Source organism: Nonomuraea sp. NPDC050733, from assembly GCF_040654215.1.
GTDB lineage: Bacteria > Actinomycetota > Actinomycetes > Streptosporangiales > Streptosporangiaceae > Nonomuraea.
In genome coordinates this window covers 376,155-391,190 of sequence record NZ_JBFAHO010000004.1, presented here as the reverse complement: position 1 = coordinate 391,190, position 15,036 = coordinate 376,155, and the positions used below count along the sequence as shown (strand labels likewise).

11 protein-coding genes are annotated in these 15,036 nt (G+C 71.3%); 6 read left to right on the top strand and 5 right to left on the bottom strand.

From position 1 onward, the window contains the following. Positions 1-88 precede the first annotated feature (88 nt). Genes AB0H64_RS11460 through AB0H64_RS11450 form a run of 3 tightly spaced genes read left to right on the top strand, consistent with a single transcriptional unit; the run spans position 89 to position 5,170 of the window. Positions 89-1,498 carry a family 2B encapsulin nanocompartment shell protein gene (locus tag AB0H64_RS11460; protein WP_357622846.1) on the top strand — a complete coding sequence of 470 codons (1,410 nt, stop codon included), beginning with the start codon at positions 89-91 and terminating at the stop codon, positions 1,496-1,498. A gap of 50 nt (positions 1,499-1,548) precedes the next feature. After that, positions 1,549-2,952: a family 2B encapsulin nanocompartment shell protein gene (locus AB0H64_RS11455; RefSeq protein ID WP_357622844.1), complete on the top strand. Its 1,404-nt coding sequence runs from the start codon at positions 1,549-1,551 to the stop codon at positions 2,950-2,952. A gap of 37 nt (positions 2,953-2,989) precedes the next feature. Next, the gene (locus AB0H64_RS11450) at positions 2,990-5,170 is read left to right on the top strand and encodes a terpene synthase family protein (RefSeq protein WP_357622842.1); all 2,181 of its coding nucleotides are present in this window, start codon (positions 2,990-2,992) and stop codon (positions 5,168-5,170) included. Between the two features lie 5 nt (positions 5,171-5,175). Here the strand turns inward: AB0H64_RS11450 and AB0H64_RS11445 are convergent, their stop codons facing one another. From AB0H64_RS11445 to AB0H64_RS11430, 4 genes are all read right to left on the bottom strand, one after another. Then, complete coding sequence (locus AB0H64_RS11445) at positions 5,176-5,598, bottom strand: STAS domain-containing protein (RefSeq protein ID WP_357622840.1); 423 nt, start codon at positions 5,596-5,598, stop codon at positions 5,176-5,178. A 786-nt stretch (positions 5,599-6,384) separates the two neighbouring features. Continuing rightward, positions 6,385-6,870: a hypothetical protein gene (locus AB0H64_RS11440; protein ID WP_357622838.1), complete on the bottom strand. Its 486-nt coding sequence runs from the start codon at positions 6,868-6,870 to the stop codon at positions 6,385-6,387. Between the two features lie 1,167 nt (positions 6,871-8,037). Next, the gene (locus tag AB0H64_RS11435; RefSeq protein WP_355437552.1) at positions 8,038-8,277 is read right to left on the bottom strand and encodes a hypothetical protein; all 240 of its coding nucleotides are present in this window, start codon (positions 8,275-8,277) and stop codon (positions 8,038-8,040) included. A gap of 264 nt (positions 8,278-8,541) precedes the next feature. Beyond that, a complete protein-coding gene (locus AB0H64_RS11430; RefSeq protein ID WP_357622836.1) occupies positions 8,542-8,919 on the bottom strand; it encodes a MarR family winged helix-turn-helix transcriptional regulator in 378 nt (125 codons plus the stop codon). Between the two features lie 63 nt (positions 8,920-8,982). Here AB0H64_RS11430 and AB0H64_RS11425 point away from each other — a divergent pair, with 63 nt between their 5' ends. Further along, positions 8,983-10,329: an NERD domain-containing protein kinase family protein gene (locus AB0H64_RS11425; protein WP_357622834.1), complete on the top strand. Its 1,347-nt coding sequence runs from the start codon at positions 8,983-8,985 to the stop codon at positions 10,327-10,329. A 98-nt stretch (positions 10,330-10,427) separates the two neighbouring features. On the opposite strand, the gene AB0H64_RS11420 is transcribed toward AB0H64_RS11425, so the two are convergent. Continuing rightward, entirely contained in the window at positions 10,428-13,103 is a 2,676-nt protein-coding gene (locus AB0H64_RS11420) for a BTAD domain-containing putative transcriptional regulator (protein WP_357622832.1), read from the bottom strand. Between the two features lie 211 nt (positions 13,104-13,314). On the opposite strand from AB0H64_RS11420, the gene AB0H64_RS11415 reads away from it, so the two are divergent. After that, positions 13,315-13,599: a hypothetical protein gene (locus tag AB0H64_RS11415; protein WP_357622830.1), complete on the top strand. Its 285-nt coding sequence runs from the start codon at positions 13,315-13,317 to the stop codon at positions 13,597-13,599. Further along, complete coding sequence (locus AB0H64_RS11410) at positions 13,596-15,032, top strand: peptidoglycan recognition family protein (RefSeq protein WP_357622828.1); 1,437 nt, start codon at positions 13,596-13,598, stop codon at positions 15,030-15,032. The genes AB0H64_RS11415 and AB0H64_RS11410 overlap by 4 nt, the downstream gene beginning before the upstream one ends. The last annotated feature ends 4 nt before the right edge of the window (positions 15,033-15,036 follow it).

Here is a 15,036-nt window from a genome sequence, read left to right as displayed (position 1 = left end):
ACGGGGCCGCGCCGCTCCGCATCTGGAACGTTCCATCCCCCCAAGCCGGTTCTCCGGCGTCGTCACCCATGAAGATTGGTGGTGCAGTATGACCGAATCACCCGAGTCGGCCGCTCCCAACGGGCAGAACCAGCAGCTCAGCCTCAGCACCGAGGCCGCCCGTAATCTGGCGACGACCACCAAGACCGTCCCCCAGATGCAGGAGATCACCTCCCGCTGGCTGCTGAAGCTGCTCCCCTGGGTGCAGACCTCCGGCGGCGTCTTCCGGGTGAACCGCCGGCTCACCTACACCTTGGGCGACGGGCGCATCACCTTCACGACGACGGGCGCCGAGGTGCGGGTCATCCCGGCCGAGCTCACCGAGCTGGCCCCGCTGCGCGGCTTCTGCGACATGGAGGTGCTGGAGGCGCTGGCCGCCCGGTTCAGCCAGCGCGAGTACGAACCGGGCCAGGCGATCGTCACCGAGGGCAGCCCCGTCGACCAGCTCGTGCTGATCGCCCACGGCCGGGTCACCAAGAGCGGCCACGGCGCCTACGGCGACGAGCAGTCCCTCGGCGTGCTGGCCGACGGCGACCACCTCGGCGAGCAGCTTCTGACCGAGCCGGGCCGCTTCCCCTTCACCGCCAAGGCCGCCACCACCTGCACCGTGCTCGTGCTCTCCCAGCACGACTTCCAGCAGATCTACGACCAGTCGCCCGAGCTGCGCGAGCACCTCGCGGCCATCCGCGACGTCGAGAGCCGCTCCCGCAACGACTACGGCGAGGCCGCGATCGACATGTCGTCCGGCCACACCGGCGAGCCGACACTGCCCGGCACGTTCGTCGACTACGACCTCGCCCCGCGCGAGTACGAGCTGAGCGTGGCCCAGACCATCCTGCGCGTCCACACCCGCGTCTCTGACCTGTACAACCAGCCGATGAGCCAGCTCGACCAGCAGTTGCGGCTCACCATCGAGGCGCTGCGCGAGCGCCAGGAGCACGAGCTGGTCAACAACCGCAGCTTCGGCCTGCTGCACAACGCCGACTTCTCCCAGCGCATCCGCACCCGCGGCGGCGCGCCCACCCCCGACGACCTCGACGAGCTGCTCGCCAAGGTGTGGAAGGAGCCGGCCTTCTTCCTCGCCCATCCGCAGGCCATCGCCGCCTTCGGCAGGGAGTGCTCCAAGCGCGGCCTGTACCCGCAGGCCGCCGAGGTCGGCGGGCACCGCGTGCCGGCCTGGCGCGGCGTGCCCATCTTCCCGTGCAACAAGATCCCGGTGACCGACACCCGCACCACCTCGATCATGCTCATGCGCACCGGCCAGGAGAGCCAGGGAGTCGTGGGCCTGCACCAGACCGGCATCCCGGACGAGTACCAGCCAGGCCTGTCGGTCCGCTTCATGAACATCAACGAGAAGGCCGTCATCTCCTACCTCGTCACCGCCTACTACTCCGCCGCCGTCCTGGTGCCCGACTCGCTCGCCGTCCTGGAGGACGTCGAGCTCGGTCACGAGCACTAACAGGTCATCGGTCAGGTCATCAATCAGGTCGAGGGATGGGTGGTGCCGGTTTGACGGAGCAGCATCGGGAAGCAGAGCGCCAGAGCCTCGACACCCAGGCGGCGCGGCTGCTGGCCACGACGACCAAGACACCGCCGCAGACCCGCGAGATCACACCTCGCTGGCTGACGCGGGTCCTGCCCTGGGTGGAGGTGGCCGGCGCCGTCTACCGGGTCAACCGCCGGCTCACCTATCCCGTGGGCGGCGGCCGGGTGGGCTTCACCCACGAGGGGGCGCGGGTCCGGGTGATCCCGCCGAGCCTGGCCGAGCTGCCGCCGCTGAGCGGTCTCGGCGACGCCTCCGTCCTGGAGCGGCTCGCCGGCCTGTTCGAGCAGCGCGAGTACGCGCCGGGCGAGGCCATCGCGCGGGCCGGCGAGCCCGCCGGCGGCCTGGTGCTGCTCGCGTTCGGCAAGGCCGCCCGGCTCCAGCCCGGCCCGTACGGCGACGACCTCGTCCGGGCGACGCTGTCGGCCGGCGACCACGCCGGGTTCGAGCGGTCCGGGCCCGACGCCCGCTGGCCGTACACGCTGGCGGCCCGCACGCCGTGCACGGTGCTCTACCTGCCGTGGGAGGCGTTCGAGGCGCTGGCCGCCCGGTCGCCGTCGCTGCGGGACCGGCTCGACCGGCACCGCGCCGACCTGGCCAGGCCGCACAACAAGCACGGCGAGGCGGCCATCGCCGTGGCCGCCGGCCATCGGGGTGAGCCGGTCCTGCCGGGCACGTTCGCCGACTACGACCCCGGCCCGCGCGAGTACGAGCTGAGCGTCTCGCAGGCCGTGCTCCGGGTCCACACCCGGGTCGCCGACCTGTACAGCGAGCCGATGGACCAGACCGAGCAGCAGCTCCGGCTGACCATCGAGACGGTCCTGGAGGCGCAGGAGCACGCGCTGGTCAACGACCCGGGCTTCGGGCTGCTGCACAACGTGGACCCCCGCCAGCGGATCCCCACGCGCGGCGGCCCGCCCACCCCCGACGACCTCGACGAGCTGATCAGCCGCCGCAAGAAGACGCGTTACCTGCTCGCCCACCCCCGGGCGATCGCCGCGTTCGGCCGGCAGTGCAACCACCTCGGCGTCCATCCGGAGCCGGTCACCGTCGAGGGGCGGACACTGCCGGCCTGGCGCGGGGTGCCGCTCCTGCCCTGCGACAAGCTGCCCGTCAGCCCGGCGGGCACGACCGCGATCCTCGCCTTCCGCACCGGGGAGGACGACCAGGGCGTGGTGGGGCTGCGGCAGACCGGCCTGCCGGGCGAGCGCCTTCCCGGCCTGAGCGTGCGGTGCACCGGCATCGACGACCGGGCCATCGCCTCCTACCTGGTCAGCGCCCACTACTCGGCCGCCGTCCTGGTGCCCGACGCGCTCGGCATGCTCACCGACGTAGAGGTTCACGAGCAAGGTCAACGAGCCAGAGGTTGACGAGCCAGAGGTTAACGAGCCAGAACGGAGCGACCCCATGACCGACCAGCCGTTCGAGCTGCCCGACTTCTACCTGCCGTATCCCGCCCGGCTCAACCCGCACCTGGAGGAGGCCCGTCAGCACTCCAGGCAGTGGGCGCGCTCCATGGGCATGCTGGAGGGCTCAGGCGTCTGGGAGCAGCGCGACCTCGACGCCCACGACTACGCCCTGCTGTGCGCCTACACCCATCCTGACTGCGACGGGCCCGAGCTCAGCCTGATCACCGACTGGTACGTGTGGGTGTTCTTCTTCGACGACCACTTCCTGGAGCTGTTCAAGCGCACCGGTGACCGCCGGGCCGGCAAGGAGCACCTCGACCGGCTGGCCGCGTTCATGCCGCTGGACCTCTCCGCCGGCCTGCCCGAGCCGGCCAACCCGGTGGAGGCCGGCCTTGCCGACCTGTGGGCCCGCACGGTGCCCAGCCGCTCGCCGCAGTGGCGCGAGCGGTTCGCCGAGAGCACCCGCAACCTGCTGAACGAGTCGCTCTGGGAGCTGTCCAACATCAACATCGGGCGGGTGCCCAACCCGGTCGAGTACATCGAGATGCGCCGCAAGGTGGGCGGCGCGCCGTGGTCGGCCGGCCTGGTCGAGCACGCCGTGGGGGCCGAGGTCCCGGCGGCCGTGGCGGCCTCGCGGCCCATGAGGGTGCTGCGTGACGCGTTCTCCGACGGCGTCCACCTGCGCAACGACCTGTTCTCCTACCAGCGGGAGGTCGAGGAGGAGGGCGAGCTGAGCAACGGCGTGCTGGTGCTGGAGACGTTCCTCGGCTGCACCACCCAGGAGGCCGCCGACGCGGTCAACGACCTGCTCACCTCGCGGCTCCAGCAGTTCGAGCACACGGTCGCCACCGAGCTGGGCCCGATGTTCGTGGAGCACGGCCTCGACCCGTTGTCGTGCGCCGGCGTGCTCGCGTACGTCAAGGGGCTGCAGGACTGGCAGTCGGGCGGCCACGAGTGGCACATGCGCTCCAGCCGCTACATGAACGAGCGCGCCTCCCGCGGCGCCGGGCTCGGCATGCGCTCGGTCGTCGACCTGCTCGGCGCCAAGCGGTTCCGCTCGCACGCGCACGTCCCCCACCGGCGGGTCGGGCCGTCGGTGATCCCCGAGCTCGCCATGCCGTTCGAGCCTCGCCTGTCGCCCCACCTCGGCTCAGCCCGCGTCAACGTCATCACCTGGGCGCGCGAGATGGGCATCCTCGAAGCGCAGCCGGGCGTGGTCGGCTCAGCCGTGTGGGACGCGGACAAGCTGGTCGACTACGACCTGCCGCTGTGCGCGGCGGGCATCCATCCCGACGCCTCACCCGAGCAGCTCGACCTGTCGTCGGCCTGGCTGGCCTGGGGCACCTACGGCGACGACTACTTCCCCGTCGTGTTCGGCCGCACCCGCAACCTGCCCGCCGCCAAGGTGTGCGTCGAGCGGCTGTCGGCGTTCATGCCGCTCGACGGGCCGCCGCTCACGGCGCCGGTGAACGCGCTCGAACGCAGCCTGGCCGACCTGTGGGCCCGCACGGCCGGGCCGATGCGGCCGCCGGAGCGCCGCAGGTTCCGCGGGGCCATCGAGGACATGGTCCAGAGCTGGCTGTGGGAGCTGGCCAACCAGATCGCCAACCGGGTGCCCGACCCCGTCGACTACGTGGAGATGCGGCGGATGACGTTCGGTTCGGAGCTCACGATGAGCCTGTGCCGCCTGGCCCACGGTGACCGGGTGCCGCCGGAGATCTACGCGAGCGGGCCGATGCGGTCGCTGGAGAACTCCGCCATGGACTACGCGGCGCTGCTCAACGACGTGTTCTCGTACCAGAAGGAGATCGAGTACGAGGGCGAGACGCACAACGTCGTCCTGGTCACGGAGACCTTCTTCGGCTGCGGCTACCCCGAGGCGCTCGGCATCGCCGCCGACCTCATCAACTCCCGGATGCGGCAGTTCCAGCACGTCGCCGAGCACGAGCTGCCGGTGCTGTACGACGACGCCGAGCTGGGCGAGGAGGCGCGTGAGGTGCTGCGCGGGTACGTGACGGACCTGGAGAACTGGATGTCGGGCATCCTCGTGTGGCACCGCGACTGCCGCCGCTACGACGAGAGCTCCCTGCGCCGCCACCACCAGCCGCCCCGGTGGCGGCTGGCCGGGCCCACGGGCCTCGGCACCTCGGCCGCGATGATGTGGGGCTCGGCGGTCTAGGGCTTTCAGGGCGCGGCCTGCGGTGTGGCGCTGTCCGGCTCCGGGTTCAGCTCGTAGAACCAGCCGATCAGGCGCAGCAGCCGTCGCTGGTACGGCGTGACGTTGCGCAGGCGCACCCAGCGCTGCGACGCGGGCAGCGCCGGCATGAGCAGCGCCCGCAGGCCGGCCAGGTCGATGAAGGTGATGCGGCTGGTGTCGACGGTCACGCGCCCGCCGGCGACGCGGCAGCCGGCCAGCACCCGGGACAGCGCCTCGCAGTTGCTCACGTCGATCTCGCCGACGACGACGAGCAGAGGGTCCGCTGTCCCGAGCGGGAAGTCGAGATGGTGGGGCACCTTCCGCGGATCCCGTGCGGGTGCCCGCAGAGAGATCCGGACGAGCCGGTCCGCGTACAGCAACCGCTCGCTCATGTCCGTGTCACCGCTCATCGGCCGCGCACCCCCATCTCCTTGAGCGTGGGGGTCGTGTCCCGGCCCCTGCGCGCAGGGGGACGGACCGGCGTCGCGTCTTCGCCAGTCCGGAACCAGATTACACGAAATGTCTTTCGTTAAGTGATATTCAGGACAAAGAGGCGGTATGTCTGCTGGGGGTATGAGCGGACCCGGAGCTCTGCGGGTCCGTCCTCTGATATGTACCCGTTCCACGGCGATCGAAGTGCGCTCGACTCATGGCGAGTTCGTCTGCGCCTGCCGTGCCCGTTTCGCGGCGATGTCCGCCGGCTGGGGCGTGGGCTCCCTGTACCAGGTCGCCATCTCCCGCCCACGCCTGCCGGCGGATCACGCCATTCCTCCGATGTGACTCCGCTGAGGACGGCTTCATGACGGCCTCCTCAGCGGTCACGCAGGCCCGACCCTGTCGGTCGTCGTCGCCGTCGCCCTGCTGGCTCGCGAATCCCGGCTCCTACGACCGCCGGTCGTCAACGGCTTCGTGCTCGTGACCGCGCAGTTACCGGCCCGGGTCCACCTGGGAGTGCACTGTCCCACCGGCACCCGTCGTCTCGATCCCGGCGAGCACCGCCGCCATCCGGCTGGTGCTCCCCGCCTTCGAGCCTCTACGCGTACGAGCCACTCGGGGTGACCCCACACGGGCGCCGACCGGCCCCAGTCCGTCTGAGAACGCGGGCCCCCGATCATGCGAGCACGAAGCACCTACGTCCCGCCGGAGCGGACGGGCCTGTCCGTGCCCAACCGTGCTTACCTATGGTTCCCGCTGGTTCAGCAGGGGGCGAGCACGGAGGTGGACGACGCCTGGTGGTTGTTCAGCACGCCGACGTTGACCTTGTGCAGCTGACCGACGTTCAGAACGTTGATGTTCTTGACCGAGTCGTTGGCCACGTCGTTCAGCAGAACGAGGTCGTTGGCCGCGGCCCACTGGCTGCCGACCTGGGTGCCGGTGTTCACCGGGTTGCCCGCCGGCACGTAGCTGGTCGAGCTGGTGGCGGTGGAGGACGTGGCCGTGGAGCTGGTGGTGTGGTTGGTCGTGCACTGCGTCGTGCAGCTGGTGCACTGCGTGGTCGTGGTGGTGGTGACGACCTTGGTGCCGCAGGGAACCGCGATGACCGGCTTGGGGGCGCAGTCCGTCGCGACGGTCGGCTTGGGGGTGCAGTACGCGCTGGAGCCGCTGTCCGCGTAGGCGCTCACGGTTGAGAGGCCGAAGACGGCACCGGCGAGGGCTGCACCGACGAGAATGCGACGCATCATTTCGAGTTCTCCTTCGTGGGAATCAGCGCGGAAGGGGATGCGCTTCATCTGAATTCGCTCTCTCACAGGACTGGAAGAGGCCGGACAACGATCCCGCGCCATGGCGGTTCACCGCAACTCGAATTCGCTAAGCCGAAGTCAAATGCAACCCTCAATTGCTTGGCGCTTGATTATGCGTCGCCCGGATATGCCCCGATATTCGGGGTTCGACGGATTGCTATGAGGCGTTATTGATGGGCTTGTCGAGATATGCCCCCACCGATTTGTCCTGACGCCCAGGCCGGCGCGACCGGCCTCTCGGGGTAGTGGTGTGGCGGTCACCCTGCGTCCAGTCCTCAGCGACCTCGGCCGGCCACCCCGGCCACCTCCTGTAGGCCGCCACCGCCTCGGCGACACCCGCCGGCCGTTTCGGGGTGGCTCGCGGCGAGCCGCGCCTGTCGTCATGCGCGGGCGGTGAGGCGCTGGGCAGGGCGCGTGGCCCGGGAAGCGTCGAGGCGCGTGGCATGAGGATGCGCGCCGCCACGTAGGGCCCGAGGGCACGCAGCCCAACGGCGCGACACGGAACGCGGCGCTGTAGGAAGCAACACTTCAGGAGGCAGCGCTCCAGGAGGCGGCACTCCAAGAGGCGGCGCTGAGGGAAGGGCGCGCAGACCGAAGGGCACGGCCGAACGCGCACAAAGACGGACGAACCCGACCTGAAGCATGCGGCCCAGGAGGCGGAGGCGGAAGGAGCCGGAAGCGCCAGGACCGGCGCGGGGAAGAGTCCGGAGCGGGGAGGAGCCCGGGGCCGAGAAGGACCGGCGCGGGGGCGGTGGCAGGGGGAACGCGGAGGGGAGGGGGAACGCGGAGGGGAGTGGGTGTGGCGTCAAGGGCGGCGGCGGCCCGGGGCGTGTCGCTTGGAAGCGTACGTCCCGGGCCGTCGGCACATCAGGCCCCACCGGTGCGTCAGGCCCGGCGGGCTCGACCGGCTCGACCGGCCTGACCGACTTGGCCGGCTCGGCCGTGGATCTCATGGATCCCGTGTATCGGTTGGATCGTGTGGTTCCGTGCGGAGCCACGGGCGTTCTCGCGGGCGCTGGGTCGCGCGGGGATGGCGGCCGCCGGCCGACCGGCGCGGAGCCGGAGGGCTGGCGAGGGAACCGCGGGCCGGCGCCTCGCGACAGTGGGTCAGCCGTTGTTGAGGACCGCGACGTCGACCTGGTCGACCTGGCCGATGTTGAGCACGTTCACGTCCTTGACGGAGTCGTTGAGCACGCCGTTCAGCACGGTGGCGTTGTTCAGGGCGCTCCACTGGCTCAGCCAGCTCTGGCCGCTGTTGTACGGGTTGGAGTCGGCCGAGGCGGCGGCGGCGGAGAAACCGAGCGCGATGCCCGCGATGGCAGCACCGGCGAGAATACGACGGATCATGTTTGTTTTCCTCCATTGATCGGCGCGGAAATCACCAGCGCCATAGTCGTTTGTGCAGGGCGGTGAGGGTGCCGTCAATAACGATCCCGGCACCGGGCGGGTGCCGCAACCCAAGAACGCCTCCTGGCGGTCAAGGAGCCGCCTCGTTTTCTTGGCACACACGCTTTCCACGGCACGCGCGAATCACCGGCATATACAGAATGGCGCGGCTCCGGGACATCGTTGTTTAAGCACGATCATCCAAAACTTGAGCGCGCCATTCGCTCAGGAGGACAATTCGTCGACAGCGGCGGACAGGCGGCGCAATGCCCGCAGACAGTCCCGCGTGTCCGCTTCGCCCAGTCGGGCAGCCAGGCGCTCGGCGAAGCGCCGGTGTCCCGGGGTGATCCGCGCGATCGCGTCGCGGCCGGCCGGGGTGGGCTGGAGGAGCTTGGCGCGGCGGTGGGCCGGGTTGGGCCGGTATTCGGCGCGGCCCTTCTCCACCAGCAGGTCCGCGATCCGCCGCACCCCCTGGCGGGTCATCACGCGGGCGACGCCGGCCACGGGCAGCGGCTCGGGCATGACGGTGGCGAGCACCTGCCACCACGCGAGCCCCCAGCCTCCGCGCGTCGAGGAGCGCGCGGGCCGTCCGGGCGTTCCCACTCATGACACCATGCGTTACTACGACAACATACTGTCAATCCATTTGCGTGCGAGGATATGCCCATGGCACAGATCGTCGGCGGGGGACGTCCGGTCAACGACGCGGAGCGGCGCGTGATCGCCTATCTGCGCGACCAGGCCCCGGCCGACTGGCTGCTGCTCCACAACGTCGAGGTGCCCCGCGGCGAGGACGTGTTCGAGGTGGACCTGCTGGTCCTGACCGGCCACTCCCTGGTGGTCGTCGACGTCAAGGGCACCCGTGGCCGCATCCAGGTGTCGGGCCCGCGGTGGTTCCCGCCGCGCCGGGAGGCGTACGGCTCGCCGGTGACGAAGCTGAGGGGCACCGCGCGGGCGCTCAAGGGCCTGCTGGTCTCCCGCGCCACCCAGCTCGAACGTGTCTACGTCGACAGCCTCGTGGTGCTCACCTCGCCCGACGCCGAGCTGGTCGATCCCACCGGGCGCGACGCGGCCCACGTCACGGACCTGGACGGCCTGGTGCCGATGCTGGCCGACGCGTCGCGGGTCAAGCGCGGGTGCAGCCCCGACGCCCGGCCGTACCTGAGCGCGATCCTCGACGCGCTCCACCAGACGGTACGGCGGAGCACCGCGCCCCCCAGGTACGGCAACTGGGAGGTCGAGGAGCAGCTCGGCGGCGACACCAGGGTCACCGAGTACCGCGCGTTCAACGCGACGCTGCCCGGCAGCGAGACCGTGCTGCTGCGCGTCTACCAGGCCGACCCCCTCGCCGACGAGGCCGCGCGGGCCGCCGAGCGGCAGCGCATCGCCAACGCCTACCAGTCGCTGGCCCGGATCCCGCCCCACCCCTGTGTGGTCCGCTCGCGCGACTTCTTCGCGATCGACGACGAGAGCCGGTTCGTGCTGGTGCTCGACGACGTCCACGGCGAGGCGCTGCATCTGAGCCCGGGCCGGGGCGCCGGGTCGCCGTTCGTGATCCAGGACCTGCTGAGCGGGCTGGCGCACGCGCACGCCCACGGCGTCATCCACCGCGCGCTGACACCCGCGTGCGTGCTCGTCACCGACGACGGTCACGCCGTGCTGACCGGCTTCGACTACTCCAAGCCCGGCCCGCGCAACTTCACGGTGGCGCACGAGCTGACCAACGTGCTCGACGGCCACTACGTCGCGCCCGAGTGCCAGGACCAGCCCGACCGCATGACGGCCGCCTCCGACGTCTACGCGGCCGGCGTGATCGCCTACCAGCTCCTCACGGGCGAGCTGCCGGCGGGCCCCGACGCCCTGGGCCCGGAGGTGCCGGACGTGGTGCGGCGGATGCTCGACCACTCGCCGGCCAAGCGCCCCTCGGCGGCCGAGGCGCTCGACGCCCTCCGCGGGATCCCGCAGCGATCCCGCCTCAGGCGGCTGGTCCGCCGCATCGTCCCCGGTTCATGACGATCACCTAGGAGCCGGCCGCCCGGACACGGGCCGGCCTCGGCATCCAAAGGCCAGGCACGGGCGCGGGCCGGCCTCGGCGTCCAGACACGGTACGGCTAGACGGGCAGCCGACGGCGCAGGTCGCTGGCGTGCTTGAGGTAGTCGAGCGCCAGCCCCGTACGACCGGCCGTGCGGTGCAGCTCGCCCAGGAGCTGCGTGGTCGACGCCTCGCCGCTGCGGTCGCCCAGCTCCTGAAACACCCCGAGGGAGCGTTCGAGGCCGGCCGAGGCGGGGGTGAGCTCGCCGCGGCGCACCTGGAGCCGGGCCAGGCTCTGCAGCGCGTACGCCCCGCAGTGCCGGTCGCCGAGCGACTCGAAGATGTCCAGCGCGTGGTGGTGGAAGGACACCGCCTCGTGCAGCTGCCCCATCTGGAGGCACACGCAGCCCTCGCGGTGGGAGTCGCCCAGCTCCTGGGCCAGCCGCATGGCCTGGTTCAGCGACTCGGACGCCTGGGTCAGGTCGCCGGACTTGAGGCAGACCCGGCCGATGGCCTGCCGGGCGAGCGCCTCCCCCTGGGGGTCGCCGGCGGCCAGGAACATGGCCAGAGCGCGCTTGAAGTGGCCGAGCGACTGCGCCGGCAGGCCGCGGAACTGGCTGACCGCGCCGAGCCCGCAGATCGTGGTGGCCTCGGCCCGCACGTCGCCGACCTCGTGGAAGAGCTGCCGGGAGCGGACGAACCCGTCGACCGCCTCCTCGTAGCGGTCCTGGTAGAGGGCGACCTGGGCGAGCCCGCGCAGCATGGCGGCCTCGCCGTACGTGTCGCCGTTGGCGCGGGCGGCCTCCAGGGCGACACCGTGGGTGCGCTGCCACGTGTCGAGCCGGCAGTGCAGGTCCAGGTACGGGACCATGGCGGCGGCCAGCCCCCACGCCGACTCGGCGAGCCCGGCCTCGGCGGCCACGCCGACGGCGGCGACGAGCGAGTCGTGCTCGGCCTCGAACCAGCCCAGCGGGTTGGACGTCAGCCGGTTCAGGGTCTGCTCGGGCAGGCGCCAGCGCGGGGTCCTGGGCGCGATGAGGCTGAAGACGGTGGTGGGCAGCCGGGCCATGGCGTGCTCGGTGGTCGCGGTCCAGGCGGCGAGCACGCGGGCCAGGGCGTCGCGGTCGGGGGTCCGTTCGAGGGCGTGGCGGCGGATGAGGTCGGGCACGCGGTAGCGCGGCTGGCCGACGGGGTCGGTGCCGACGAGCTCCAGCAGGTTCACGTCGACGAGGAGATCGGTCACATCGTCGGCGCGATGCCGGTCGAGCGCCGCGTCGACCACCCAGCCGGGCTGCGCGAGAGCCCCGAGCCGGCCGAACGTGCCGAGCGTGCGCGCGGCCTCGTCGGGCAGGTCGCGGTAGCTGCGGTCGAGACGGACACGGACTTCCTGGAGCTCGTTGAGCCGGTCGTCCTCCAGTCGCTGCCGCAGCACGGCGAGGGACCAGCCGGGCCGGCCGGCGAGCCTGGCGCCGGCGCTGCGCACGGCCAGGGGCAGCCGGCCGCACGCCTCGACGATGGCGCGGGCGTCTTCCTGCTCGCGGGCCACCCGGTCGCCGCCGACGATCCGGGCGAGGAGCTGGAGCGCCTCGTCGGCCGACAGTTCGCCGAGGTCCACGTGCCGGGTGCCGGGCAGCTCGGTGATGCGCCGCCTGCTGGTGACGATGACCGTGGAGTCGTTGCCCGGCAGCAGCGGCCGTACCTGTGAGGCGTCGAGGGCGTCGTCCAGCAGGACGAGCATGGGCCGGTCGGCGAGCAGCGAGCGGAAGAGCGCGGAGCGCTCGTGCAGCGTGGGCGGGGGCGTGTCGGTGCCGAGCGCCCGCAGCGCCTCGGCGAGGAGGTCGGCCGGCTCCCGGCCGTCGAGGGCGAGGTAGAGCTGCCCGGCGGGGAAACCCTCGCGCAGGGTGTGCGCGGCGTGCACGGCCAGCGCGGTCTTGCCCGCTCCGGGCGGCCCGGAGACCACGGCGACCTGGAACGGCTCGGCCAGCGCGGCGAGGGCGTCGGCCCGACCAGTGAAGTCGGGGACGTCGGGCGGGAGCTGGCGGGGCGCGGCGGGCGGCGGCGCGTCGGCGAGGATCGCCTCGTACGCGGACCGCAGACCGGTGCCGGGCTCGACGCCGAGCTCGTCGACGAGAAGCTGCCGCACCGTGGCGTAGGCGCGCAGCGCCTCGGCCTTCCTGCCGCCCCGGTGCAGGGCGAGCAGTAATCGCCCCCACAGATCCTCCCGGTACGGGTGCTCGGCGAGCAGGCCGCGCAGCTCGGTGACCGCGCCGGTGTGGTCACCCTGGTCCATCCTCCGGCTGATCAGCTCTTCGGCGGCGCGCAGCCGCAGCTCGTGGAGGGGGTCGAGGCGGCGGTCCCAGAGCGGGCTGCCCGGCAGGTCGGCGAGCGGGGCGCCGCGCCACAGGGACAGTGCCTCCTCGTAGCGGGCCTGGCCCACCAGCTCCTCGAAGACCAGGAGGTCCAGCGCGTCGTGCGGCACGTCGATGGCGTAGCCGGAGCCGTTGCCCCGCAGGCATCCGCCGGCCTCGCCCAAGTCGGTCCGCAGAGAGCTGACGTAGGTGCGCAGGTTGGCCTGCGCGGAGCGGGGCGGCCGCTCCGGCCAGAGCACCTCGACCAGCTGGTCGGCGCCGACGACCCCGCCCGCTTCCAGCAACAACGTGGCCAGCAGCAGGCGTGGCTTCTTGCCGGAGATCCGGACCGGCAGACCCGATGTCCGGAGCTCCAGCGGTCCTAGCACGTGAAAAGTGACCGTCATGACCGCATCTGCTCCTTATGGAGGCGTGACAGCTCTTTGTACCGGGTCTGGACGTTTCTTGTGCGCCATATGCCGACCCTTGTCTCAGAGATCCCACCAGAAAGGATCACCCCATGAGGCCCAACGGAGCGCTGATCACGGGTTTCACGCGCTCAGTCAGCCTGGGCACGGCACCGGGATTCCGGCTGCCGTCCCGTGCGGCCGGAGCTGGATGGGTGACTCCAGCGGAAGCAGCGTCGGCACGGTTGCGGTCTCCACGCACCGGGGCCCGGCCAACGGCTTCGGCGATCTGGTCACGATCGACCACGGTGACGGCCACGCCACCTTCTACGCCTACCTGAACAGCCGCGCGGTCAGCCTGCAGGTCGCGGGCGCCCCCCGGCGAACCGACTCCGGCGACTTCGCGTACCCCGTGACGGCCGCCGCCAAGTGCGTCAAGTGGGGCGGCCAGGCCGGAAGCACCACCCACAACAATCCCTCTGAGCATTGCGGATGATGAAGACTACAACTCTTGTGATCGCCGGACTCATCGCCCTGTCCGGCCAGCAGGTGGCCTACGCCGCCACCGCGACCAACTCGACCGCCTCCGCCGCGGCCACTCCCCTCGGCGATGCCTTCACCAAGGCCGCCGGCACCTACGAGATACCCAGGGACCTGCTGGTCGCCCTGGGCTACGCCGAGACCCACCTCGACGGCCACGACGGCGAGCCGAGCGCCAGCGGCGGCTACGGCGTGATGCACCTGGTCAGCAACCCGGAGAACAAGGCTCTGGAGGAGGCGGCCAAGCTCACCTCCATCCCCGTCGCCAAGCTGAAGACCGACGACGCGTCCAACATCCTGGGCGGCGCCGCCGTGCTGCGCGCCAAGGCCGACGCGCTCGGGCTGGACGCCACCGCCCGCAAGAACCCCGCCAAGTGGTACGGCGCGGTGGCCGCGTACGGCAACCTGGCCGACGACACCACGGCGCGCATCTACGCCGACGCCGTCTACGAGGCCCTCGCCTCCGGCGTCGACGCGGAGGGCGTGCAGACCCAGCCGGTCCAGGTGACGCCGGACCTCGGCAAGTACGCCGACGACGCCCCGCGCACCCTCGCCGCGGCCGTCGACTACCCGGGCGCCATCTGGAAGGCGGCGCACAGCAGCAACTACGCCGTCTCCAACCGGCCGACCAGCGACAAGATCGATCGCATCGTCATCCACGTGACGCAGGGCTCGTACGCGGGCACGATCTCCTGGTTCCAGACCGGTCCCCGCCCGAGACCCACCTCCGCCCACTACGTGATCCGCTCCTCCGACGGTCAGATCACCCAGATGGTGCGCGAGAAGAACCGGGCCTTCCACGCCGGCAACTACAACCGGCGCTCGGTCGGCATCGAGCACGAGGGCTACATCAACAACGCCTCGTGGTTCACCGACCAGATGTACCGCGCCTCGGCCGCGCTGACGCGCGCCATAGCCAACCGGTACAACATCCCGAAGGACCGCACCCACATCCTGGGCCACAACGAGGTGCCCGGCGCGGACCACACCGACCCGGGCTCGCACTGGAACTGGACGAAGTACATGAGCTACGTGACCGGCGGCACCGGCGGCGGCGGGGCCACCAACCCGCACACGGCCGAGGAGGTCTGCGGCACCGGCTACAAGACCATCGACTCCCAGGCGCTCGGCACCAGCGGCACGGTCTACCTGATGTACAGCAGCTCGGCCGGCAAGAACTGCGTCGCCACGATCAAGAAGACCTCGCTCGGCAAGGCCAGCGCGACCAGCGCCTTCCTTGAGGTCAAGGGCGCGGCGCGCAAGACCGACTCCGGCAACTTCGACTACTACGCGGGCCCCGTCCAGGCCGCGGCCGCGGACAAGTGCGTCAAGTGGGGCGGCTCGGTGGGCACGGCCACCTACACGAGCGAGTTCGAGCACTGCGGCTGATCCA

Excerpts from the sequence above, each read along its gene's own strand:
- AB0H64_RS11460 (WP_357622846.1), top strand. The coding sequence starts at position 89 with ATGACCGAATCACCCGAGTCGGCCGCTCCCAACGGGCAGAACCAGCAG.
- AB0H64_RS11450 (WP_357622842.1), top strand. The coding sequence starts at position 2,990 with ATGACCGACCAGCCGTTCGAGCTGCCCGACTTCTACCTGCCGTATCCC.
- AB0H64_RS11445 (WP_357622840.1), bottom strand. The coding sequence starts at position 5,598 with ATGAGCGGTGACACGGACATGAGCGAGCGGTTGCTGTACGCGGACCGG.
- AB0H64_RS11440 (WP_357622838.1), bottom strand. The coding sequence starts at position 6,870 with ATGATGCGTCGCATTCTCGTCGGTGCAGCCCTCGCCGGTGCCGTCTTC.
- AB0H64_RS11435 (WP_355437552.1), bottom strand. The coding sequence starts at position 8,277 with ATGATCCGTCGTATTCTCGCCGGTGCTGCCATCGCGGGCATCGCGCTC.
- AB0H64_RS11425 (WP_357622834.1), top strand. The coding sequence starts at position 8,983 with ATGGCACAGATCGTCGGCGGGGGACGTCCGGTCAACGACGCGGAGCGG.
- AB0H64_RS11420 (WP_357622832.1), bottom strand. The coding sequence starts at position 13,103 with ATGACGGTCACTTTTCACGTGCTAGGACCGCTGGAGCTCCGGACATCG.
- AB0H64_RS11415 (WP_357622830.1), top strand. The coding sequence starts at position 13,315 with ATGGGTGACTCCAGCGGAAGCAGCGTCGGCACGGTTGCGGTCTCCACG.
- AB0H64_RS11410 (WP_357622828.1), top strand. The coding sequence starts at position 13,596 with ATGATGAAGACTACAACTCTTGTGATCGCCGGACTCATCGCCCTGTCC.